This window comes from Ureibacillus chungkukjangi, assembly GCF_044795995.1.
Classification (GTDB): Bacteria; Bacillota; Bacilli; order Bacillales_A; family Planococcaceae; genus Ureibacillus; species Ureibacillus chungkukjangi.
The window spans coordinates 777,454-800,614 of record NZ_CP085009.1 but is presented as its reverse complement, the minus strand read 5'-3'; the positions used below and the strand labels follow the sequence as shown (position 1 = coordinate 800,614).

The following is a 23,161-nucleotide window of genomic DNA, read 5'->3' as shown; positions in this document are numbered from 1 at the left end:
ATATACACTAATTTTATCCACTTGGGAGGATGTAAAATGCCAATCGTAACAGTAAAAATGTTAGAAGGTCGTACAGACGAACAGAAAAAAGCTCTAGTTGAAAAAGTAACAGCTGCAGTTGTAGAAACAGTAAATGCACCACCAGAAGCAGTAACTATCGTTATTGAAGAAATGGCAAAAAACCATTATGCAAACGCTGGGGTTCGCGCTTCCGATAAATAAGCTTGTCCAAGAATCTAATGCACTTGTTCATAAACTTGAACTTTGCTTATAGATTCTTTTTTATTTGGAGCAGTTTTTCTGTGTTCGTCTATTCCCTATCCCCCGATTTCTTTCGGGTAATATACCTTATAATCAGTTTTAATCTTAGTGGCAATTGCAGCAACAATATGCGACTGGTCAGCTAGCTCCCGAATCTCCCCTGTAGGCATCTCTAAATAAATTGGACTTTTCGATGAGATACCTGGACGATATAAATCGTAAGGCAAATCTGATGTAGAATCAGGTCTAATATAATATTCTGGGTCTAAGCCAATAGCCTTTACTTGCTCCACAAGCCATGCATAACGCTCTGGCTCTTCCTCTGGGTTTAAGTCAACGTGCTCAAACAAATCACGATTCACAAAGCGTCTACACAGGTCACTTAGAATAGCATCGTTCTCCTCCAGCCAAAATTGGAAGTAGGTCAGCATAATACTTTCATCTAAATCTAAATATTGCTTTAATGTATTATTATTTTCAAAAAATGGTTTGAAATGAACTGGCTCAAATTTAAACGAATAGCCCTCTTCACTTAATCGTTTCGCACGCTTTAAAATATTATATAAGATAGTTTCTGCACTACGTGATACTGGGTGGAAGTAGATTTGTAAATACATTTGATAGCGAGACATTATATAATCCTCTACTGCATGCATCCCACTTGCTTTAATGACAATAATATCCTTTCGCGGGCGCATCACGCGTAAAATCCGCTCCATATCAAAATGGCCATAGCTAACCCCTGTGTAATAGGCATCACGCTGTAAATAATCCATTCGATCCGCATCGATCTGACTGGAGATTAAACTGACTACTTGTTGATTCGTATAGTTTTTATCGATCACTTGTGCAATTCTTTCAGGGAAATCCTTTGATACACGGGCTAAAACCTCATGAATCTCTGTATCCCCTAATAGCACCATTCTCGTATATTCTTCATGATTTGTGCCAAATACATTTTCAAAGGCATGTGAAAACGGACCATGTCCAACATCATGCAACAGTGCAGCACATAAAGCTAACAGTCGTTCATCATTATCCCATTCAGGTCGACCCTGGAAAATATCGTCCACTATGCGCCGTACAATTTCATAGACACCTAGTGAATGATTAAATCGACTATGCTCTGCCCCATGAAATACTAGAAAAGTAGTTCCTAATTGTCGAATTCTCCGTAATCTTTGGAACTCTTTCGTAGCGATTAAATCCCAAATCACTTGGTCTCGCACATGAACATAGCCATGCACTGGATCCTTAAACACTTTCTCTTCAACTAACTTAGCACTCGCATAATCCTCCATAAGTCCGCACCTCACTCTCAATTACTTACCTCTTATTATATGGGACTTTTCAGCGAATTACATCAAACACCTTCTAAAATACTAGAAAAATGAAGCAATTTTATTTATTACTTTACTTTATTGGTAAAATTTTGATAATGAAGTAGTGGTTTTTCCACTCTATGGATTTGCTACCTATCATGCTTCAGGCGACTCCCTATCGTCACATTCACCTGCTCTTTGCTACCTTTCTAGCTTAGGCTTAGCCTCTATCGTCTCATTCTCCCGCTCTTTGCTACCTTTCATGCTTCGGCTGAGCCCCTATCGTCGCATTCTCCTGCTCTTTGCTACCTTTCATGCTTCGGCTGACTCTCTATCGTCGTATTCGTTGGCTCTTTGCTACCTTTCATGCTTCAGGCGACTCCCTATCGGATAAAGTCCATATAATTGTGTAAAAAGAAAAAGAGTCATTTTATTCTCTCTTGGATACAATGTTTTCAGCGACGATAAACATGAAAAGAGGGAATAATAATGACTCAATTACAGTTTAACTTAGATATGGACTTTTTAAAAGATTCTGTTCTAAATTCTGATTTAAATACTGTTGTAAAATCTGCTTTAGTACTAGTTCTAAATGAATTCATGGAAAAAGAAAGAGACGAATATTTAAATGCAGCGGCTTATGAACGTTCGAGCGATCGAATTGATTATCGAAATGGCTACTACGAGCGTGAAATTGTTATGAGTGTTGGAAAATTAACTTTAAAAGTTCCTAGAACTCGAAATGGCGAATTTTCTACCAGTGTGTTTGAAAAGTACGCTAGACATGATCAAGCATTGATTCTATCGATGATAGAAATGGTTGTAAATGGTGTCTCTACAAGAAAGGTAACTCAAATTGTGGAGCAGCTTTGTGGTGAAACTGTATCGAAATCACTGGTGTCTTCACTGACACAAAAACTAGATCCCATTATTAACACTTGGGCGAACAGACCTTTAAACACTACTTACTATCCTTATATTTTTCTGGATGCAATGTATATTAAAGTGCGTGAACATCACCAAGTTGTATCAAAAGCTGTCTATATTGCAACGGCTATTACCGAAGAGAATAAACGTGAGATTCTTGGTTTAAGCGTGGACCATGTAGAGAGTTATGAAAGTTGGAGTCGCTTTCTACAACACTTAAAATCGCGAGGAATTCAATCCCCAAAGTTAGTTATATCTGATGCTCACCAAGGTTTACGAAAGGCCATCCAACGGGAATTCATCGGAACTACATGGCAAAGATGTAACGTACACTTTAAACGTAATATTATTGAAAAGCTGCCGAAAAAGGATTCAGGAGATTTCCGTCTCATGATTAGACGCATCTTTGATGCAGTTACCCTTGAGGATATGCGCAAATTTAAAGATGAGTTAATGAATCAGTATGCAGAAGATCGCAGATATGAAAAAGCACTTACAGTACTAGATGAAGGTTTCGAAGATACCATTCAATATATGAATTTTCCCAAAGGAATACGTGTTAATATTCGAAGTACGAATTCTCTGGAACGATTAAATCAAGAAGTACGTAGAAGGGAGACCGTAATCCGTATCTTCCCTAATACCCAATCTGCCTTCAGATTAGTTGGTGCTGTGTTAATGCATTATCAAGAAAACGATTATTCAAAAAGAAAAGGACTTTCTAGATAGTACCTTGTTTTACATCTTCAACTCCCATTAATGGAGTATTCCACATTCAGTAAAGGCAGTCAAAGTGAAAAGAGCCTTTGACAGCCTTTACTGAATATGGAGTTAATAAGCCATGGGAGTTAAGGATGAAAAATGTAGTGGGGGTTGGTTTACATGCCCACAAAATATAGTTGAAAACATCTGTATTGAATTTACACAATAACTAGGACTTGACTCCCTATCGTCGCATTCGCACGCTCTTTGCTACCTTTCATGCTTCGGCTGAGTCCCAATCGTCGCATTCGCACGTTCTTTGCTACCTTTCCTGCTTCGACTGAGCCCCCATCGTCGCATTCCTCCGATCTTTGCTACCTTTCCTGCTTCGGCTGAGCTCCAATCGTCACATTCGCACGTTCTTTGCTACCTTTCCTGCTTCGACTGAGCCCCCATCGTCGCATTCCTACAATCTTTGCTCCCTTTCATGCTTCAGGCGACTCCCTATCGTCTCATTCCCCTGCTCTTTGCTACCTTTCAAGCACTTGAGCCAAGCAATTCGTCGCATTATCTCTATCTATATTAGCTTTCCCATGCCAGCTAACTGCAAATCATCCACTAAAACGCTTCACCACAATTACTATCTTTATAGTATCTAAAAAAAGCCACCTTCTCTCAATTTAGAAGGTAGCCTTTTGCAGATTATTATTTTTTCAGCTTTGCTATTACTTTTTCCATTAACTCTTCTTCTGTTAATGCATTTACTGGTCTTCCATTTACAAATGTAAATGTTTTTTTGCGTCCTGGACCACAATATGAATGACAGCCAATTTCAATCGTTGCTTCTGGATCTAATTCTTTTAACTTAGGAATTAACGTTTTTAAATTAACGGCCTGACATTCATCGCAAACTTTAAATTCGTTTGCCATTTTGCCAACAACCCTTTCTATAGATAATCTTCTTATTTTTTATATTATATTTTGAAAACTATTTTACCGAAATACTTTTTAAATCTAACAGATATTTTAGCCTATGAAAACAGTCCTCTTCAAGTAAAAACAATATTTATCAGTCAAAGGTCTGAAAGTCCATGCCAAGCCTACACCTCTCTATAAAAATCTCTATTTACTTTTTCACTTAAAAGAATTAAAAAAAGACGAATTTAATATAAAGCTTGAAAAATTTTGAATAAAATTGGAACTTCTTGGACACTATAGGTTTTGAGGAAACAAAACTATGAACTTTACAGGAGGTTAAAAAAATGGTCAAAGTAAGACAAGATGCTTGGTTAAAAGAAAACGATGAATTATTAGCAGAAGCCGTGATTAGACATGTCAAAGAAGGAAGTACTCAGTTAAATGCCTTTGAGGAAGCAGGTGATGCTTTAAATCGAACTGCTGCTGCTTGTGGTTTTAGATGGAATGCTGTCGTACGTCGTTTATATGAAAAAGATTTAGCTGAAGCTAAAAAAGAAAGAAAAGAAAGAATGAGAGTATTAGGCATGAATGGTAGACGCCGCACACAGGGGGTTTATTTACTACCTAATTCAAACACTCAAACAACTGAAGAAACAAAATCTATTCCATTATCAGCTCTTAATCTAGATATTGTAATTGCATACTTACTACGCCTGCAGCATCAAGGTGGAAACGATATGGAAGCAACAAAATGGCGTCATATTGCAAATACATCTACAGAAAAACTAAAAGAATTAGAGCTTCAATTACAACGACTAGAACAAGAGAATAAAGAAATTCGCGAAGATTACGAGCAATTTGTGCAAATTATGAACCGCGCTCGTAGATTAGTAACCCTAGACGAGGATGAAAGTCGTGTCGCACCAGTATTTAAGATGGAGAAAAACGGTAACCTAGTAGCCAACTATTCAAGTGGTGTTAGCGAAAAAGAAAACGTGGATGTGCCGCATTAAGCGCATTCACGTTTTTTTCTTTTTCATATGAATCTTATTTCTTACTAAGCATCTTTTCATTTCGTTCCAGAACACGCTTCAGATAGAAAGCATAAAGTTCTAATTCTTCTTGATTTAATGCTTGAACAGTATTTTGATTGCTTAATTGCTTCAGAACAGCTTGTAATCTGAAAACTGTATCCTGAACTGTAAGAGACGTATTCAATAATTCACTCAGACTAGCCATTACCTTAGGCTGAATATTAGGATACTCAAATTTCGTTTCTTCCTCTTTTAAGCTAATGCTATAAAAATCCTTTACTAGCTTCGCCCGTTCACTCCCACTGCCTTCAATACAAAGATAAATTTGAACAGCAATCCCCTGTCTTATTCGTCTCTGCGAAATGCCAGCAAATTTTTTCCCACCAATACTTAAATCGTAGGATCCCGGACAATAGGAGCCGATAATTTCATAAGCTTCTATTTTTTCACCAGCTTCAGGGAATAACAGCTTAATAAGGTCAAGCATCACATCATAGCCCTCGTTTATGTTAATAGCTCCCTGTTGCTCCGATAGAATAATCGAAATGTTTAATACCCCACTATCTAAAACTACCGCTAGTCCCCCAGAATTTCGAACAATAGCTTGATAGCCTCTTTCGTTTAATAATTGAATTCCTTCTTGTACAAAGGGCAGTCGATGATCTTGAATCCCCAGCACAACGGTATCGTCATGAACCCAAGTTCGAACCGTACTATGTGATTGTAACTGCCCTACTAACTGACAAAGAGTGTCGTCCATTGCAAAGGATTCAAGAGGCGATTTGTTTTTCATAGTAATTGATTGGTCTATAAAACGCCATGTATCTTGCTGTAATAATGAATGCATACTTGTTGCTCCTACCCATTAAAAAATATGTACCTTAAGCATACACGAAAAGCGTTTATTCCATCAAACTGTTATAGTTGCATTGTTTTATATAAGAAACTACTTAAAGTGAATTAAGTCCATGAAATATGGAATACTGATTTTGGAATTAAAAAATTCCACACTCTTGTCAAATTAGTGAATTTCGACAGAATGTGCTGTTTCTCACAAGGAATTATTTTGATTTTATGCTAAGATACTTGTGAATGATTATCAATTAAGGAGTGTTATCAAATGAATGAAGCAGCAATTACATTAGATGGCTGGTACTGTTTACATGATTTCAGAGCAATCGACTGGACTTCTTGGAAATTAGTTTCTCAAGAAGAGCGTACAAATGCAGTTGATGAGTTCGTACAATACTTAGAAAAAATAAATGAATCACACGTTGCAAAAACTGGTTCCCATGCGTTTTACTCCATTATCGGTCAAAAAGCTGATTTTATGCTTATGATCCTTCGTGAAACACCAGAAGAGCTACAAGAATTAGAAGCTGAATTTAATAAATTAGCGATCGCTGATTTCACAGTACCAACATATTCTTATGTTTCTGTAGTTGAGCTTTCAAACTACCTAGCAAAAGGTTCTGATGAAGATCCTTACCAAAACCCACATATTCGTGCAAGACTATACCCAGAGCTGCCTCGCACAAAATACGTTTGCTTCTATCCAATGGACAAGCGTCGTGAAGGTAATGACAACTGGTATATGCTTGATATGGAAGAACGCCGTAAGCTAATGCATTCTCACGGCTTAATCGGTCGCAGCTATGCTGGTAAGATTAAACAAATTATTACTGGTTCAGTTGGATTAGATGATCATGAGTGGGGCGTAACTTTATTCTCTGAGGATATGCTTCAATTCAAAAAAATCGTTTACGAAATGCGCTTTGATGAAGTATCTGCTCGATACGGCGAATTTGGTGAGTTCTTAGTTGGGAACTTATTAGATAACGATAAATTAGCTAATTTCTTAACAGTAAAATAGAAAAGTGAACGGTGCTCGCCCAGCTCCGACAACAACTGGAAGATTCTACAAAAGGACGCTTTTTGTCCATGCAAGGGATTCTAGTTGCACGAGGAGCTAGCACCAGCAACTAGACATAGAAACGTGACGGTGCTTGCATCCCTTGCCTTAATATATAAAAACGAGACGTAATCGAAAAAATCGATTTCACGTCTCGTTTTTTTCTTGCTCCTCTTTCGTTCTCAATATAATCATGACGGTATTTATAAAAAAGCCTATAAATACGATTAATACAAACAAATACCAATGCAATGGTTGCTCGAACAATTTAGCGATCCCAAATGAAATAATCGCACTGATGACTATTGAAATCCAAATACCAAGCTGCATACAGATCAACCCCTACTGTTTTTTCTAGATGACCGATTCCCCTTTTACCTTTGTATAGCTCATAAAAACTTTGCCTAAAGCTTACTCTAGTTTCATTTTATTAATCATTCGATATTTTTATACAAAATTCACGAACTATTTACCCCTTTGTACATACATTAAAAACATGGGCGAAAATTTATAATTTTTTATTCTGAAATGATAGCAAATGCATAAAGTGTTATGAGGAGGTATGCCATATAGCTGTTTTAGCAACCAATAACGCTCCAGGTTCCTTAATATTGTGCTCTTTAGACTTCAGGAGTTGGAAAATTTGGCATGTTGCAAAGGGAGGCCATGTTGGTGTTAATCGTGCATAAGGCATTGCTTGGATTTCAAGTGTTCGAAGCTTGAGAAAAAAGTTTTCTAGCTCCAGGCGCCTTTTTAAGCAACTCGAACTCGGGTAAAGCTGTTTCGATCTTAAATTACATTGTTTCTTATCGCCTACAACATGACTGTACAAACGTTTAGCTTCTATCTAATCCGAAAATAAAAAAATGAAAGGGTGTTTTTTTTGACATATTATAATTGGGGTCAAACAAGTCAAACAGGTCAACCAGTGCAACAAGCAGTGCAAGCAGGTCAACAGCAATTTCCAACTACACAGTTCCCTGCTGGTCAGTTCCCAACAGGTCAGTTTGGATATGCTCAATTTCCAGCAGGGCAAGTTACTCCTCCAGCTCTAAGTACAGTAGCTCCTGCAGTAAGACGTGAAGAATCTTATATTGAAAATATTTTAAGATTAAACCGTGGAAAAATCGGAACTTTTTACTTCACGATTCCATCAGGTGAAGTAGGAGAAACACAAGGTGGAAGTACGCGCGTTGTTCGTGGAGTAATCGTAGAGGCTGGCCGCGACCATGCTATTATTGCTGAGGTTGATACAACTCATCATTACTTATTCCCAATGATTTACTTCGATTTCGCAGAGTTTGATGAGCCATTAACATATTTGCCTGGTTCACCACTACCACTTAGATAAAATTAAAAGACAAAGCCGATTATTGACTTTGCCTATACATGTCATCCACTTCTAAATTGAAGTGGATATTTTTTTATTTTGCTTTAAATACTTTAAAGTTGCTAAGCCCATTGTTTTAGCTGCTATTAGCATCGCTCTTTCATCAAAGTTAAACTGTGCATGGTGATGAGGATAAGCCTCTTCCCAGGCAGGATCCTTTGCCCCAGTGATGAAAAATGTCCCTGGCACCTTCTCTAAATAATAAGCAAAATCCTCTCCTACCATTAGGGGTGCACATTCAACCACATTTTTCACTTCGGAAATCTGGCAAGCAACATCTGCTATAAATTGCGTTTCCTTTTTATGATTCACAACTGGAGGATATCCTCTAGTAAATGCGTATTCATAGCTTGCATGGAAACCGTCACAAACGGATTTCAGTAATAGCTCAATTTCCTGTTCAATCTGAGTACGTACCTGCTCATCAAAAGTTCGAACTGTCCCTTTCAACTCAACCTTTTCGGCAATCACATTAAAAGGATTGATTGCTTCAAAATGACCTATTGAAACAACAGCTGACTTCAAAGGGTCGATTCTTCTAGATACAACCGTTTGGAGCTGTGTGATAAATTGCGATGCAACCACGATTGAGTCAATGGAGTTATGTGGTTCAGCACCGTGTCCCCCCTTACCTTGAATGGTAATTTCTAAGCGATCTGCCGCAGCCATAATAGCGCCATTACGAACCTGTATTTCTCCAAGTGGTGTAGGTGCCCAAAGATGTGTGCCAAATATGACATCCACCCCATCTAAGCAGCCATCATCAATCATCGGCTTTGCCCCACCTGGTGCAATTTCCTCTGCAAATTGGTGAATGAAAACGATATTTCCTTGGAGCTCATCTTTAATTTCAACAAAGGCCTTAGCGAGAACTAAAAGCGTGGCTGTATGACCATCATGCCCACATGCATGCATCACACCATCGATTTTAGATTTATATGGAATTTCGTTTTGCTCCTGAATAGCAAGGGCATCAAAATCAGCGCGTAACGCTACTGTTTTCCCAGGCTTTGCTCCTCTTAACGTTGCAACGACACCACGGCCACCAACTCCCTCTCGTACTTCAAGACCAAGTTTTCGATGATAATCCGCGATAAAAATTGGTGTTTGCACTTCTTGAAAAGATAGCTCAGGATTCTCATGTAAATGACGTCTGATTGATACCATTTCTTCAATATGGTTTTCTAATATAGCAAATAATTTTTCCATGGTAATAGAAGCTCCCCTCGCATTTATGTAGTTTCAACAATATATGTTGTTTTCCATAATTTACTCTTGTTATGAATAACTTTATCATGTTTTGACAGGTTTAAATATGAAATTTGTTTGTAAATTCAAAAAATTAAACCTAGTATTTAAGGGATTAAAAAAGAATTACAAGATTTTTTCTCTCGTAATTCCTTCTGAGTACTATTTATTTTTTAGTGTTGTAACTATTATTAGAATCCAGCCTACCAAGAACAGCACACCACCGATTGGCGTAATTGCTCCTAAAATACTGATTCCTGATAGTGCTAAAATATATAGACTTCCCGAAAAGAAGACGATACCTAAATTCATACAGATGGCTGCGATTTTCAGCAGTTTAATCGAACCAAATAGCTTTGGACTCATTAAAATACCAATCGCTACAATCGCCAATGCGTGGAACATTTGGTATTGAACTGCCGTTTCCCAAATTCCTGTACTATAATCATCTAATACACTTTCAAGAGCATGTGCCCCGAACGCACCTAATGCAACTACTAAAAAACCGTGAATTGCACCTGAAATAATTGAACCTTTCATCTTATAACCTCACTTTGTATGTATGACTTTGAAGAACCACTAAAAATTCGGCGATATTAATCTTCCAAGCTTTAGAAGTCGAAAATCGAATCTCCATTCGCATCTTCTTCTTTGATTTTCCCACCGTTTAGCGAGCTTGAATTTTGAATAACGCTTTGTGACTGCGTAGATATCGGGTTTGATTGTATTGGCTGAGCTGCCATATTTGTCATAAAACCATGTGCTTGTGTTGATGCGTTTTTATGTCCGTTAGCTAAGCCAACATTGCATAATGCTCGAATGGCACTTAATTGCTCACGGATGTGCTGCTCATTGGTACTATTTTTACTATTGGCTACAAGCTGCTCAATTTCTATTAACAATGCATGGTAAGAAATCATTTCTACCGCTCCCCCGCTGTTTGTTTAGGTATAAACTGCATACAATCCAGACCCGAGGATTGCTTCACTACTACAGAAGGAAGTTGCTTTGTTTTAAAATTATATGCTGTGCATGATCGAGGGTTTCGCTGATCCCACGTCACCCGAAAATACTGGCATTTAAAACAATTAACCTTCATTACGACTTCCCTACTTTCTATATCAATTTAACAGATTTCAAATACTGTGAAAAGCTATGTGGTATTGAAGCTTGTTTGATTAGTTAAAGCGATCGTGGATGTTCGTTCACTTTAGGTGCGAGTTTGGTGACTTTACGTGCGACTTTTGATTGCTTACGTGCGTCTCTCATCACTTTACGTGCGAGCCGCTCGCCATAACTACCCTCTAATCCTCCAAACACCAATCAATAGGCTTATAACCCCACTCTATTAACTTACTATTAATCTTGGAGAATGGTTTGCTGCCAAAAAATCCGCGATGGGCACTTAATGGACTTGGGTGTGGTGCCTGTAATATAAAATGATGGTTCCCATGCTTTTCAATAATTGCTCGCTTCGTTTGCGCGGGTTTTCCCCATAAAACAAAAATAACAGGATCTTCTCGTTTAGCTAAGCTTTCGATAACAGCATCCGTAAAATGTTCCCAGCCCTGCCCTTTATGCGAATTGGCTTCCCCCTGCCGAACAGTCAACACTGTATTCAATAGGAAAACTCCTTGCTCTGCCCATTTCATTAAATACCCGTTTTTGGGTGTTGGACAGCCTATATCACTCTCCAGCTCTTTAAAAATATTGCGTAAGCTTGGTGGATGCGGAACTCCTTTTTTCACTGAAAAACTCATTCCATGAGCTTGACCTGGACCGTGATATGGATCTTGACCTAAAATGACAACCTTCACATCTTTATGAGCAACTGTGTAAAAGGCACTCATGACTTCTTCCTTAGGTGGATAAACTGTTGTTAGACTATATTGTTCTGCTATAAATTTTCTTAGCTCTAAATAATAGGATTTTTCGAATTCGGGGACTAATATTGCTTCCCAATCGTTATCAAATGTTTTCTTCATCAAAACACCTCTCTTATTAAAACTACTTTATCGTGATAGCTGTTTCAATAGGAGATTCTATTCGAAATCTACCAAATTTGTGAAAACTCTATGCTAGCTAGTGCTTTCAGATTAATTATTTAATATCGATTTGTACTGTACTTGAATTATACTGACCTTATATTTTTTAGAGAAACTGGCTATTTTTATAAAGTCAGAATTATTATATACTTTAGGACATTAATTTCATTATGTAGATGAAGGAGAAACGATTATGGCATTGAAAAAGACATTAACTATAGCAGGTTCCGACGCTTCAGGTGGAGCTGGATTAGAAGCAGATTTAAAGGCTTTTGAAGAGCATGACACTTACGGGATGGCGGCAGTTACAGTGATCGCTACAATGGATCCTGATAACAACTGGAACCACGGTGTATATACTTTACCAATCGATGTCCTACAAGCCCAACTAAAAACGGCATTCTCTACTGGAATCGACGCTTTAAAAACTGGGATGTTATCAACTGAAGAAGTAATCCAAACGACTGGTGAAGCAATCAGTGCAGCTGGTGTTAAAAATGTTGTTATTGACCCAGTTATGGTATGTAAAGGTGAAGATGAAGTATTAAATCCTGGTACTGTAGATGCCATGATTCAATACCTATTACCAAATGCACTTGTCACAACGCCTAACCTTTTCGAGGCAGGTCAGCTTGCACGAACAGGCACTCCTAAAACAATCGAAGAAATGAAAGTAGCCGCTGAGAAAATCAAAGCTCTAGGGGCAAAAAACGTCATTATTAAAGGTGGACGTGCACTAGATACTGAAAAGGCTGTTGATTTATTCTACGATGGTGAAAAATTCTATTTACTTGAAACACCAAAAGTTGAAACAACATATAACCATGGTGCTGGCTGTACTTTTGCAGCAAGTGTAACTGCAAACCTTGCAAATGGATTATCTGTAAAGGATTCAGTATTTGAAGCAAAAGAATTCGTAGCTGCAGGCATTAAGCACGGCTGGAAACTAAACGAATTCGTTGGTCCTGTATACCACGGAGCAAAACCTCGTCTTGGCGCACCAGAAGTAACAATTACAGAAGTCTAAATTTTTTATGTACCAGGAATTTTTTATGTACCAGGTACACAAACGATTCGAAATATTCGAAATCGTTTGTGTACCTGGCACTTTTTATTTAAGCATTTTCTTTTCATAAAGTTGCTAACTTTACTATAATAATTAGTAATGTAGAAATATTGTGGGTGGAGCTTAGGTTTCCTTCACTTGTTTTCGAAATACCTCGACCATGAGCCATATTTCATAGCTCTAAAAGCAGGTTCATTAACAGGTTGGATGTCGATGTTACCAACCTAAGTATATATTTTAACTTTAACTCCCACTTCAGCTTGCTTGTTACTTCCCTTGCTTAAAGGGATATATACACAACGCTCTAGCGCGGAATAATTAGATGTGAAAGGAGAATTAAGATGAAGGAAGTACAAATTAACGAGCTCCAAGAATTGCTTAATTCTTTTGCTAACAAGGATGTTTATATTCATCTAGAAACTACAAATGGAGCGTATGCCTCCCATTTTGATGAAAGAGTATTTAATGCGGGAGCATTTATCCGTAATGCTAAAATTCGTTTCGAATTAGCGAAAATTATCGCTGATCCCCCTCATCGTGTTGGTTTAAAAATGGACCACGGCTGGGTTTATGCACAAGGTATTACCCATTTTGAATTAGATGAAAAAGGCCGATTATTAATGGCTGGATTAGACTTTACAGGGAAACTTGCTGTTGCACTAGAAATTAGTGAAACACCATTTTCTTATTAAGGAGTGGAATTTACATGTCATTACAACCGCAACGTCAAATTTTAGTAATCTTCCCCCATCCTGACGATGAAGCTTTCTCATCTGCCGGAACGATTAGAATGTACCGAAATATGGGTGTCCCAGTTACATACGCATGCTTAACTTTAGGTGAAATGGGACGAAATCTTGGTAACCCGCCATTTGCTACAAGAGAATCATTGCCTGAAATACGCCGTGAAGAGCTAATAGCTGCTTGCGAAGTAATGGGCATTAATGATTTACGAATGATGGGATTACGCGACAAAACCGTTGAATTCGAGGATGATGAGAAAATGGTCAGCCTTGTGAAAGGCTTGATTGATGAGCTTAACCCTTCATTAATTATTACCTTCCTGCCTGGCTACGCAGTACACCCAGATCATGAAGCAACAGCACGAGCAGTATTCGAAACAGTTCGTCGTATGCCAACTGAGGATCGCCCTACGATTTATGCAGTAGGCTTTGCAAACAATACAATTGCCGAAAAAGGTGAACCAACTCTTCAAATCGATGTAAGCAGTGTGAAACTTGAGAAAGTAAAAGCATTACAAGCCCATGCTTCTCAAACAGCGTGGATGATTGAAGAAAATGCAAAACGCGTGGATGATGGCCGCCCGATGAGTGATAGTTGGCTACAATACGAGCGATTTTACGTTATTAACCAGGATATTTTGTAATTTTTATGGAGTAGGATATAATTTCCTACTCCCTTTTTTATGCATTCTATAGTATACTCTTTTTTAGGATCCGAATTTTCAGAAAGTGGTAAAAAATTAGCAAAAACCTTATATTTTCAGGTATATTTCACGTTACATTTTCAGAATAATGCAACTTTTATTAAAGATATTTACACATGTATATAAAGTATATATAGTGTATAAATATACAAAACACATTACATTAGAAAAGGAACATATAATATGACTAAAAAATTCTCTGCATATACATGGTTTCTATTCATCTTTCTTTCATTAGCTGGGATATTCTTATTCATCACGCCCGTTAATACTGGAGATGGTCTAAAGGTACCAATTGCTCTAATGGCAAATGCAATTTCTGCCTATAGCGCTAGCTTCATTCATTGGTTCGCATACATAGTGTTCATAATTGCGGCAGTCGGTGCATTAATTATTAAATTCATTCCAGAAACAGAGGAAAGAACTTTAGTAGATTCTTTATTCCGCGTTAACTGGTTCTGGACAACTATGCGTATTCTAGCTGTAATTTTTGCAAGTATGTTTTTATTCCAGTTCGGCCCTGAAAGCTTTACAAGCGAATACACTGCTGGATTATTAATAACTCCAGAAGGCGGTTTAGTAACAATGATGTTCTCATTGTTCTTGTTTGCAGGCTTACTATTACCTTTACTAACTGATTTTGGTTTACTAGAATTCTTCGGTTCCATGATGGTAAAAATCATGCGTCCACTATTTAAAATTCCTGGACGATCTGCTATCGACTGTTTAGCTTCTTTCGTAGGAGATGGAACAATTGGTGTTTTATTAACAAGTAGACAATATGAGCAAGGCAACTATACGGCTCGCGAAGCTGCAACTATCGCAACAACATTCTCAGTAGTTTCAATTACCTTCTGTTTTGTTGTACTTGATACTGTTAGCTTAAACAATTATTTCTTACAGTTTTATGGCTCTGTTATTTTAGTTTCCATTATTTTGGCATTGATTATGCCACGAATTTTCCCATTAAGTCGAAAGCCTGATACAAATATCGATGGTTCAACTCCGGGTGAGCGTAGTGAAGATGTGCCAGAAGGGTTCAATTCGTTCTCATTTGGTTTACACAGCGCGTTAGCTAAAGCTGAAGATAATAAAAACCTAGGAAAAGTAGTTGGCTCTGGCTTTAAAAACGTTCTAGAAATGTGGTTTGCAATCACACCTGTTATTATGGCATTTGGAACAATTGCTTTAGTTCTTGCTGAATACACAAGCGTCTTCAAAATTTTAGGTATGCCGTTTGAGCCAATCCTAGCTTTACTGCAAATCCCATTTGCTGATCAAGCAGCTCAAACGATGATTGTTGGTTTCGCCGATATGCTACTCCCTTCTATTCTTGGAGCCGGTATTGAATCTGAGTTAACACGCTTCTTCATTGCGACAGTATCTGTAACTCAATTAATTTACATGTCAGAGGTTGGTGGATTGATTTTAGGAACAAAGCTACCACTTAAAATTTGGGATCTATTCTTAATTTTCTTAATCCGTACGCTTATCTCAATTCCAATCATCGCACTTCTTGCACATTTAATCTTTTAATCATGAAGGGCTGGCACCGTTGCCGGTCCTTTTTTTGTTGTTTTGTTAGCAATCAACTTAATTGGTCCAGAATTTTTAGAATTAAAAAATAATTCATAAAAAATGGTTGATTTTATGCTAAAATGAGTCAATGGTTGATTTGAAAACGGAGGTAACAAAACGATGGAAGTTGTCAATTCAAATAGTATTGCTGTGGAAAACGTATTAATCGCACACCAACATTTAAAGGATGTCGTGCTACATACCCCACTCCAAAAGAATGAGTATTTATCTGAAAAGTACAATGCCAATATTTACATCAAACGTGAGGATCTGCAATATGTCCGCTCCTTCAAGCTTCGCGGTGCATTCTATAAAATTAAGAAAATCGAAGAAGAAGCACGTAATAGTGGCGTTGTTTGTGCAAGTGCCGGTAACCATGCACAGGGCGTGGCGTTTGCCTGTGCCCACTTAAATATCAAAGGGACAATTTTTATGCCTTTAACAACACCAAAGCAAAAAATTGACCAGGTTCGCATGTTCGGTCGCAACAATATCGAAATCATTTTAGAAGGCGATACTTTCGATGATTCCGCGAGTGCCGCAAAGGATTATAGCGCTGAGCATGACATGATTTTCATTCATCCATTCGATGATTTAGACATCATTGCTGGACAAGGCACTGTAGCAGTCGAGGTTTTAAACGATATCGAGGAGCCTCTGGATTATATTTTCGGTGGAATTGGCGGCGGTGGTTTAATGGCCGGCATTTCTTCCTATATAAAGAACATCTCCCCCAACACTAAGGTAATCGGCGTTGAGCCTTCTGGTGCAGCTAGCATGAAAGCTGCCTTTGAAAACGGCGGTCCTACTGCACTTGCTAAAATCGATAAATTCTGTGACGGCACAGCAGTTAAATGCGTCGGTACCAAAACTTACGAAATTTGCAGCAAATATTTAGACGATATCGTACTCGTTCCGGAGGGCAAAGTCAGTACAACAATTTTGGATCTATACAATAAACATGCAATCGTCGCCGAGCCTTCTGGTGCACTTCCCGTTTCAGCACTAGATTTCTATGCTGAAGAAATCGTAGGAAAGTCTGTCGTAGTAGTCATCACTGGTGGCAACAACGACATCAGCCGCATGCAAGAAATTAAAGAAAAATCTTTACTGTATGAGGGGCTACTTTATTACTTTATCGTCAACTTCCCTCAACGTGCAGGCGCCCTACGCCAATTCCTAACAGTCGTGCTAGGGCCAAACGATGACATTACAACCTTCGAATACACGAAGAAAAACAACAAAGAAAGCGGTCCAGCTCTAGTCGGCATCGAAGTCGCACATCCCGAAGACTACCAGGGCCTTATCAACCGCCTACGCTTCAACGGCTTCGAATTCACCGAGGTGAATAAAGATAGCCAATTGTTTGGGTTGTTAGTTTAATAGAGATTTGTGGCGGATTTAAACACTCGGAATTTTGATTTCGGGTGTTTTTTTGTTGCGGAGGGGTTTCTCTTTTTATATGCGACTTTTGTTTGTTTACGTGCGAGTTCTCCCTCTTTACTTGCTACTCCCACTTTTACGTGCGACTTTTGTTTGTTTACGTGCGAGTTCTTCCTCTTTAGATGCGACTTTCTTCACTTTACGTGCGACTTCTACTTTTACGCGCACTTTTATTCGTTTACGTGCGAGTTCTCCCTCTTTAGGTGCGACTTTCTTCACTTTACGTGCGACTCCTACTTTTACGTGCGACTTTTATTCGTTTACGTGCGAGTTCTTCCTCTTTAGGTGCGACTTTCTTCACTTTACGTGCGACTCCTACTTTTACGTGCGACTTTTATTCGTTTACGTGCGACTTTCTTCACTTTACGTGCGACTTCTCCCTCTTCACGTGCGACCTCCCCCTTTTACGTGCGCTTCTCATTTTTACATACGTCTCTCTCTATTTCTCGCTATTCAATAAAATCAGGTATCCTATATTTTCTATTTCTATAAGTACCTTGATGCTCTAAGTTTAAATCTTTAATTAACCGAGTTACGGCAAACCGAGACTCTATCCCCAAATACTCCCGTAACTCTCGATTCGAGATCCACTCGCTAATTAAATAGCGATAGTCGGTTAATGCTTCCAAATGCGCTTCTTTACTTTTCATGCCACATTTCGCACATTTGAAGCTGCCGTATTCAAAGAACATTCTACTTTTATATTCACAGTTTTTGCATAGGACGCCTTTTCGTAATTTAGCTTCATTTACTTTGGCTTTCCATTCTTTTCGCTGATGCTGATGCATTAGTTCGGTTTTGAGTTTTTCAAAGAGATTTAGAGGTATTCTTCGTTCTCGATAGTTATTGAATAGTTTATCGAGTTCTGTTTGTAGACCGCTTGCGTGGAAAATTGAATGACCTTTTGGAATAGATCCGATGATTGTGTAATCACTTACGATGATTACAGAAGATTCAACAGGTAAATTTATGTTCATCCCTCGTAACTTCCGAGAAATAAATTCTGTATGGCGTTTGATTTGGTTTAAGGGGTTTCTGAAGGATTCTATTGTTCCTTCTTGGTTTGTTCGGATCAATCGATGTTTCGACTCATCGATATCCAGCCGGCCACCGATGTTCTTTATTTCGATTATCCAAATAAAATGTGGGGTTAAAACAATTGTATCGATTTGATGGGAGTAACCTGCGTGATTATTAGTTTCGTAGCTATGTAGAAGATAATATGGGCTCTGGATAGTTAACTCGCTCCACAGCCTATCTACATGAACTTCTCCGTCATGTCCTTTCTTTTGTGCCATATATTGTTCCTTATAAAAACTATATTCTCTGGCTTCATTTTCTGGGTGCCTTCTCAATACAGCCTCTAAATTTAACAGCTTCCAGGATTTTTGTCTTTTGAGTATTTCCATTCACTTCCCTCCTATCAAACCATTTTATACGCAAAAGTACAATCTAGCAAAAGAGCCTAAATAATCAATTAACCCCAAAACCCCTTTTTTCTGATTAAAAAAGAGATGAAAATTCGACTTTCACGAATTTTCATCTCTCATAAAATTATTTTAGCTCCCTAACAACGCCCTATCGGAGTTCATTTTTTCGCCGCGAATTTTTTCGAACTCGGTCATTAAGTCTGGAATTGTTAAAGTTGGTTTTTTTGCATCATCGATTGATAAAATGATTTGTCCTTTATCCATCATGATTAAACGGTTACCTAAATCGATTGCTTGCTGCATATTGTGGGTAACCATTAAGGTAGTTAGGTTTCCTTCTTCAACCAGCTGCTTAGTCAATCGCGTGATTAGCTCTGCACGTGATGGATCAAGAGCCGCTGTATGTTCATCCAGCAATAAAATCGAAGGCCTTGTAAATGTTGCCATCAAAAGTGACAATGCTTGGCGTTCTCCACCAGACAACATGCCGACTTTTGCATTAAATCGATCTTCAAGCCCTAGACCCAATTTTTCCAAGGATGTTCGGAAGAAATCACGACGTCCACGGCTTACACCGATACGTAACCCTCTTTTTGCATTACGTGAATAGGCAATAGCCAGATTCTCCTCAATCGTCATTGATGGAGCCGTTCCTGCCATAGGATCCTGGAAGACACGCCCGATAAACTGAGAACGTTTGTATTCGGGTAATCTCGTTACCTCTTTGCCGTCAATCGTTACTGCGCCAAAGTCAGGTGTTAGTGCTCCGGAAATCATATTCATCATCGTGGACTTTCCGGCACCGTTACTTCCGATGATTGTTACAAAATCGCCTGGTGCTAAATGTAGATTAATATTATCCAAGGCGATTTTTTCATCAGGTGTTGCTTCATTAAAAATCTTATTTATGCCCTCTAATTTAAGCAAGGTTCTTCCCTCCCTGCAGTCGCGTTATTTCTCTATGCTGCTCTAGTCGTTCCATCTGTCTTTTCTCTTTACGTTTCTTCTCGCGACGCTTATCTACTAGCTGTGGAATGACTAATGCCAAAATTACAATAATCGCGGTAATTAGCTTCATGTCGGATGTATCTAACCAATCGATACGTAAAGCGACCGCATAAATAATTCGATAAATAATTGCCCCTGCAACAACTGCTAGCGTCGTGCGGAAAATCGTCTTTGTGCCGAAAATGGCTTCTCCGATAATTACCGAGGCAAGACCGATTACTATCATCCCAATTCCCATGTTGGCATCGGCAAATTTTGCATATTGAGCGATTAAAGCTCCAGAAAATGCAACTAGGGCATTTGAAAGACCTAGCCCTAATACGATTAAACCATCCGTGTTAGCAGAAAAGCTGCGAATCATTCTCTTATTGTCGCCTGTTGCACGAATCGCCAATCCTACCTCCGTTTTTAAGAACCAATCTGCAATAAACTTGATGATAAGTGTAATGATTAACACTACTAAAATGGTCCCCCAAGTGGATGGTGCTGGACTAATCCCTAACGTATTCTTGATAAAGCTTGTTAGAGCAGCATCGATCCCCAAATTACTCCAAAACACTTGAAACTGTGAAAAAATTGTATCAGCGTTCATCAATGGAATATTAGGTTTCACAATTGCATTTTCTGCAGATAATCCCATAATACGAAGATTGATGGAATACAAAGCAATCATCATTAAAATCCCTGACAGTAATGGATTTATCTTTCCTTTTGTGTGTAGAAGACCTGTCATACATCCTGCAATAAATCCAGCAACTATTGCCAATAATGTAGCTAGTATCGGGTGGTAGCCGAGCGCAATCATCATTGCTGCAGTAGCTGCCCCGGTTACGAAGCTTCCATCGACCGTTAAATCCGGAAAATCTAACACCCGGAATGTTAGATACACTCCGAGTGCCATAATTGCATAGATGATTCCTTGCTCAACCGAACCGAACAATGCTGTAAACATATTGAATCATCTCCTAATTTACTTTTTATTTATTCGTAGATTTCTGCATTCCAAGACTCTTGAATTTCAAGACCTAAGCCTTCAGCAGTTCCTTTATTGATAAGTAATTTTAAGTTAGCTGGGTAAGCAGCTGGAATTTCTGAAGGAGTTGCTTCTCCATTAAGGATTTTCACTGCCATTTGTCCCGCTTCAAAACCGATATCATAGTACTCGAAGCCATAAGCACCTAACCCGCCACGTTCTACAGAATCTAACTCACCCACCATTAGTGGAAGCTCGTTAGCATTTGCCACATCGACAACGGATTCTAGTGCTGATACTACTGTGTTATCAGTGATAATATATAGAGAATCAACCTTACCGATTAGTGATTCAGTTGCTTGTTTCACCTCAGCTGAAGTAGAAACGGCTGCTTCCTCTAATTCGATACCAGCTTCTCCTAATAAAGTTTTTACTTGTTCAATTTGTGCTACAGAGTTTTGTTCACCCGTGTTGTAAACTGTCCCTACTTTTTTCGCACCTAATTCATCCTTTAAAAAGGCTACAGTGTTTGCAATTGTATCAGGGTGTAAATCGATTGTACCTGTTACATTTCCTCCTGGTGCTTCCATTGACTCGATTAACTCGGAGCCTACTGCATCTGTCACCGATGTGAAAATAAGAGGAATATCTGAAGTTGCCCCTTTAACGGCTTGAGCTGAAGGTGTTGAATTCGCGAAAATTAAATCTACGCCTTCATTTACTAAGTTTTGAGCAATTGTCATGTTCATGCTTTGATCGTTTTGTGCGTTCTCTTCAACAAATTCTACATTTAAGCCAGCCTCTTCTAATGCTGCTTTGAAACCTTCCGTGGCTGCATCTAATGATGGATGCTCCACAATTTGTGTGATTCCTACTTTAAATGTTTTTCCTTCTTCGCTTGTTCCAGTACTAGAATCTGCTGTGGAATCAGTAGATGTTTCGCTACTACCACAAGCTGCCAATAAAAGCCCCAATCCAGCTAATAAGAACGAAAGCTTTTTCGTACTATTTTTCATGATATTTCCCCCTAATTCTTCTCTGTATCTAACCTGACTCTTTTTGAATAAATATCCTATTCTATTTTTCATTATTCAAAAAATTATAGTTTGTCGATTATATTACAGCGAACCATTTTAATAGTCAATAACATTTAGAATGTTCTGAATTCTACATTCATCAAATACTTCTTCCAACAAAGTAATTTGTCGCTTTAAACCGCTAAAGTACACCTTTTAACCGTTAATTTTATTATTTCAATAAAACAAAAATCCTGTGACATTTTTTCGACAATTCTCAGTTCTTGTCAGTTCCCCCTTTTTCCTCATGTTAATTTGACATTTATACAAAACTATAATATTATATCTCTCTGTGCTCTTTTCACGTGGTTCGAGAACCTCCCACGAAAAAAAACTAAGGAGAAATGATATAGATGAAAGTAAAATTTTTAGCAACGACAGGGATTATTGCAGCTCTTTATATTGCTGTTACCATGTTAGTTGCACCATTTGGATTTACGGAAATTCAATTCCGAGTTTCTGAAATGTTTAATCACCTAGTAGCGTTTAACCCACGCTTTTCTATTGGGATTATTCTTGGCGTATTTATCGCCAACCTTTTCTCACCACTAGGCGTTTACGATTTAGTGTTCGGTGTAGGTCACTCAATTATTACACTTGCAATCTTTATCTTGATTTGTAAGTTTGTAAAAAATATCATGCTGCGACTAATCATTAACACGTTCCTATTTACGTTTACAATGTTTATCATCGCATTCGAGCTAAACCTTGCATTAGAGCTACCTTTCCTTTGGACATGGTTAACTTGTGCAATCGGTGAATTCGCCGTGCTAGCAATTGGTGTGCCAATTATGCATCTATTAAATAAACGATTAAACTTTAAAGATTTGATTTAATGATAAAACCGAGAGCGAAAAGCATCGATTATTATAAGGAGAGTTTCCTATAATAACAGCCTGCTTCTTTGCTCTCGTTTTTTATTTTGTCTATTTGTCAGAAAACATTGACAAAGCAATCGATTACCTCTACAATTCTATTTAATTAATTGTTCGGATACGGTAGCAGGTTGCGAGAGCGCGACCACCGTTTGAGCAAAGCAGAGCTTAGATGAGAATAGCAGAGACAAATTGATGAATAAGAATAGTAGCGGTTTTAGAGCGCTTTAGAGAGCTAGTGGTTGGTGGAAACTAGTGCGGGCGAAATCGTGAATGGGCCTTATGAGAGTAGCTAGCATTTGTTAGCTGACGTATTTCCTACGTTACAAGGAAGTGTTTTTACATTATTTGGTTCGCTCTCTATGTAAAAACACGCCAAGTGGAAGTATGCAAGTACTTCAACAGAGGTGGCAACGCGGTATCGATCGTCCTCTACGAAAGGGATTTCCTTTTGTAGAGGACTTTTTTATTGTCCAATTCTAGCCTGCTAATTCCAAATTTTTAGG

General features: G+C 38.3%; 25 protein-coding genes, 1 riboswitch and 1 other annotated feature. Of the genes, 11 read left to right on the top strand and 14 right to left on the bottom strand.

The annotated features are described in order from the left end of the window. Window positions 1-36 precede the first annotated feature (36 nt). On the top strand, window positions 37-222 hold the full coding sequence (locus LG296_RS04140; RefSeq protein WP_107932425.1) for a 2-hydroxymuconate tautomerase: 186 nt from the start codon (window positions 37-39) through the stop codon (window positions 220-222). 95 nt (window positions 223-317) lie between these two features. Here the strand turns inward: LG296_RS04140 and LG296_RS04135 are convergent, their stop codons facing one another. Further along, complete coding sequence (locus tag LG296_RS04135) at window positions 318-1,562, bottom strand: HD domain-containing protein (RefSeq protein ID WP_107932423.1); 1,245 nt, start codon at window positions 1,560-1,562, stop codon at window positions 318-320. A 510-nt stretch (window positions 1,563-2,072) separates the two neighbouring features. On the opposite strand from LG296_RS04135, the gene LG296_RS04130 reads away from it, so the two are divergent. After that, window positions 2,073-3,239, top strand: a complete 1,167-nt coding sequence (locus tag LG296_RS04130; protein WP_107937934.1) for an IS256 family transposase — start codon at window positions 2,073-2,075, stop codon at window positions 3,237-3,239. A gap of 678 nt (window positions 3,240-3,917) precedes the next feature. Here the strand turns inward: LG296_RS04130 and LG296_RS04125 are convergent. Then, the gene (locus LG296_RS04125) at window positions 3,918-4,142 is read right to left on the bottom strand and encodes a DUF1450 domain-containing protein (RefSeq protein WP_107936796.1); all 225 of its coding nucleotides are present in this window, start codon (window positions 4,140-4,142) and stop codon (window positions 3,918-3,920) included. 332 nt (window positions 4,143-4,474) lie between these two features. Here LG296_RS04125 and LG296_RS04120 point away from each other — a divergent pair, with 332 nt between their 5' ends. Next, on the top strand, window positions 4,475-5,143 hold the full coding sequence (locus tag LG296_RS04120; RefSeq protein WP_107936794.1) for an RsfA family transcriptional regulator: 669 nt from the start codon (window positions 4,475-4,477) through the stop codon (window positions 5,141-5,143). Window positions 5,144-5,177: 34 nt separating this feature from the next. Here the strand turns inward: LG296_RS04120 and LG296_RS04115 are convergent, their stop codons facing one another. Next, window positions 5,178-6,011: a lipoate--protein ligase family protein gene (locus tag LG296_RS04115; RefSeq protein WP_107936792.1), complete on the bottom strand. Its 834-nt coding sequence runs from the start codon at window positions 6,009-6,011 to the stop codon at window positions 5,178-5,180. Between the two features lie 273 nt (window positions 6,012-6,284). On the opposite strand from LG296_RS04115, the gene hemQ reads away from it, so the two are divergent. After that, on the top strand, window positions 6,285-7,037 hold the full coding sequence (gene hemQ / locus LG296_RS04110) for a hydrogen peroxide-dependent heme synthase (protein ID WP_107936790.1): 753 nt from the start codon (window positions 6,285-6,287) through the stop codon (window positions 7,035-7,037). Window positions 7,038-7,223: 186 nt separating this feature from the next. Here hemQ and LG296_RS04105 read toward each other — a convergent pair whose 3' ends face one another. Next, on the bottom strand, window positions 7,224-7,406 hold the full coding sequence (locus LG296_RS04105; RefSeq protein ID WP_107936788.1) for a hypothetical protein: 183 nt from the start codon (window positions 7,404-7,406) through the stop codon (window positions 7,224-7,226). Window positions 7,407-7,959: 553 nt separating this feature from the next. On the opposite strand from LG296_RS04105, the gene LG296_RS04100 reads away from it, so the two are divergent. Next, window positions 7,960-8,427 carry a spore coat protein GerQ gene (locus tag LG296_RS04100; protein WP_235867679.1) on the top strand — a complete coding sequence of 156 codons (468 nt, stop codon included), beginning with the start codon at window positions 7,960-7,962 and terminating at the stop codon, window positions 8,425-8,427. 51 nt (window positions 8,428-8,478) lie between these two features. Here the strand turns inward: LG296_RS04100 and LG296_RS04095 are convergent, their stop codons facing one another. From LG296_RS04095 to LG296_RS04075, 5 genes are all read right to left on the bottom strand, one after another. Beyond that, window positions 8,479-9,675 carry a M20 family metallopeptidase gene (locus tag LG296_RS04095; RefSeq protein ID WP_107936786.1) on the bottom strand — a complete coding sequence of 399 codons (1,197 nt, stop codon included), beginning with the start codon at window positions 9,673-9,675 and terminating at the stop codon, window positions 8,479-8,481. A gap of 201 nt (window positions 9,676-9,876) precedes the next feature. Beyond that, entirely contained in the window at window positions 9,877-10,254 is a 378-nt protein-coding gene (locus tag LG296_RS04090; RefSeq protein ID WP_107936784.1) for a DUF423 domain-containing protein, read from the bottom strand. 71 nt (window positions 10,255-10,325) lie between these two features. Beyond that, the gene (locus tag LG296_RS04085; protein ID WP_107936782.1) at window positions 10,326-10,634 is read right to left on the bottom strand and encodes a DUF5327 family protein; all 309 of its coding nucleotides are present in this window, start codon (window positions 10,632-10,634) and stop codon (window positions 10,326-10,328) included. A 2-nt stretch (window positions 10,635-10,636) separates the two neighbouring features. Next, a complete protein-coding gene (locus tag LG296_RS04080; RefSeq protein WP_107936780.1) occupies window positions 10,637-10,813 on the bottom strand; it encodes a uracil-DNA glycosylase in 177 nt (58 codons plus the stop codon). A gap of 205 nt (window positions 10,814-11,018) precedes the next feature. Beyond that, the gene (locus LG296_RS04075; RefSeq protein ID WP_107936778.1) at window positions 11,019-11,699 is read right to left on the bottom strand and encodes a uracil-DNA glycosylase; all 681 of its coding nucleotides are present in this window, start codon (window positions 11,697-11,699) and stop codon (window positions 11,019-11,021) included. Between the two features lie 253 nt (window positions 11,700-11,952). Between LG296_RS04075 and thiD the strand changes: the two genes are divergently transcribed. The 5 genes from thiD to ilvA all read left to right on the top strand — a co-directional run bounded on the left by thiD (window position 11,953) and on the right by ilvA (window position 17,233). Then, complete coding sequence (thiD, locus tag LG296_RS04070) at window positions 11,953-12,786, top strand: bifunctional hydroxymethylpyrimidine kinase/phosphomethylpyrimidine kinase (RefSeq protein WP_107936776.1); 834 nt, start codon at window positions 11,953-11,955, stop codon at window positions 12,784-12,786. Window positions 12,787-13,166: 380 nt separating this feature from the next. Beyond that, window positions 13,167-13,517 (top strand): YojF family protein, encoded by a 351-nt coding sequence (locus LG296_RS04065; protein WP_107936774.1) that lies wholly within the window; start codon window positions 13,167-13,169, stop codon window positions 13,515-13,517. Window positions 13,518-13,531: 14 nt separating this feature from the next. Further along, window positions 13,532-14,212 carry a bacillithiol biosynthesis deacetylase BshB2 gene (gene bshB2, locus LG296_RS04060; RefSeq protein ID WP_107936772.1) on the top strand — a complete coding sequence of 227 codons (681 nt, stop codon included), beginning with the start codon at window positions 13,532-13,534 and terminating at the stop codon, window positions 14,210-14,212. Between the two features lie 243 nt (window positions 14,213-14,455). Then, window positions 14,456-15,808 carry a YjiH family protein gene (locus tag LG296_RS04055; RefSeq protein ID WP_107936770.1) on the top strand — a complete coding sequence of 451 codons (1,353 nt, stop codon included), beginning with the start codon at window positions 14,456-14,458 and terminating at the stop codon, window positions 15,806-15,808. Between the two features lie 162 nt (window positions 15,809-15,970). Further along, window positions 15,971-17,233 carry a threonine ammonia-lyase IlvA gene (gene ilvA, locus LG296_RS04050; RefSeq protein WP_107936768.1) on the top strand — a complete coding sequence of 421 codons (1,263 nt, stop codon included), beginning with the start codon at window positions 15,971-15,973 and terminating at the stop codon, window positions 17,231-17,233. 117 nt (window positions 17,234-17,350) lie between these two features. On the opposite strand, the gene LG296_RS04045 is transcribed toward ilvA, so the two are convergent. The 5 genes from LG296_RS04045 to LG296_RS04025 all read right to left on the bottom strand — a co-directional run bounded on the left by LG296_RS04045 (window position 17,351) and on the right by LG296_RS04025 (window position 21,720). Next, complete coding sequence (locus LG296_RS04045) at window positions 17,351-17,512, bottom strand: hypothetical protein (RefSeq protein WP_181418087.1); 162 nt, start codon at window positions 17,510-17,512, stop codon at window positions 17,351-17,353. Window positions 17,513-17,742: 230 nt separating this feature from the next. Continuing rightward, window positions 17,743-18,702: a nuclease-related domain-containing protein gene (locus tag LG296_RS04040; RefSeq protein ID WP_107936766.1), complete on the bottom strand. Its 960-nt coding sequence runs from the start codon at window positions 18,700-18,702 to the stop codon at window positions 17,743-17,745. Between the two features lie 150 nt (window positions 18,703-18,852). Beyond that, a complete protein-coding gene (locus tag LG296_RS04035; protein ID WP_107936764.1) occupies window positions 18,853-19,650 on the bottom strand; it encodes an ABC transporter ATP-binding protein in 798 nt (265 codons plus the stop codon). Beyond that, complete coding sequence (locus LG296_RS04030; protein ID WP_107936762.1) at window positions 19,643-20,683, bottom strand: ABC transporter permease; 1,041 nt, start codon at window positions 20,681-20,683, stop codon at window positions 19,643-19,645. Before LG296_RS04030 ends, LG296_RS04035 begins: the two co-directional genes overlap by 8 nt. Window positions 20,684-20,712: 29 nt before the next feature. Continuing rightward, a complete protein-coding gene (locus tag LG296_RS04025) occupies window positions 20,713-21,720 on the bottom strand; it encodes an ABC transporter substrate-binding protein (RefSeq protein ID WP_107936760.1) in 1,008 nt (335 codons plus the stop codon). Between the two features lie 359 nt (window positions 21,721-22,079). Next, window positions 22,080-22,124, top strand: a riboswitch (PreQ1 riboswitch). 9 nt (window positions 22,125-22,133) lie between these two features. Here LG296_RS04025 and LG296_RS04020 point away from each other — a divergent pair. Beyond that, window positions 22,134-22,616 carry a QueT transporter family protein gene (locus tag LG296_RS04020; protein WP_107936758.1) on the top strand — a complete coding sequence of 161 codons (483 nt, stop codon included), beginning with the start codon at window positions 22,134-22,136 and terminating at the stop codon, window positions 22,614-22,616. Window positions 22,617-22,841: 225 nt separating this feature from the next. Next, window positions 22,842-23,091 (top strand) — a binding site (T-box leader). The last annotated feature ends 70 nt before the right edge of the window (window positions 23,092-23,161 follow it).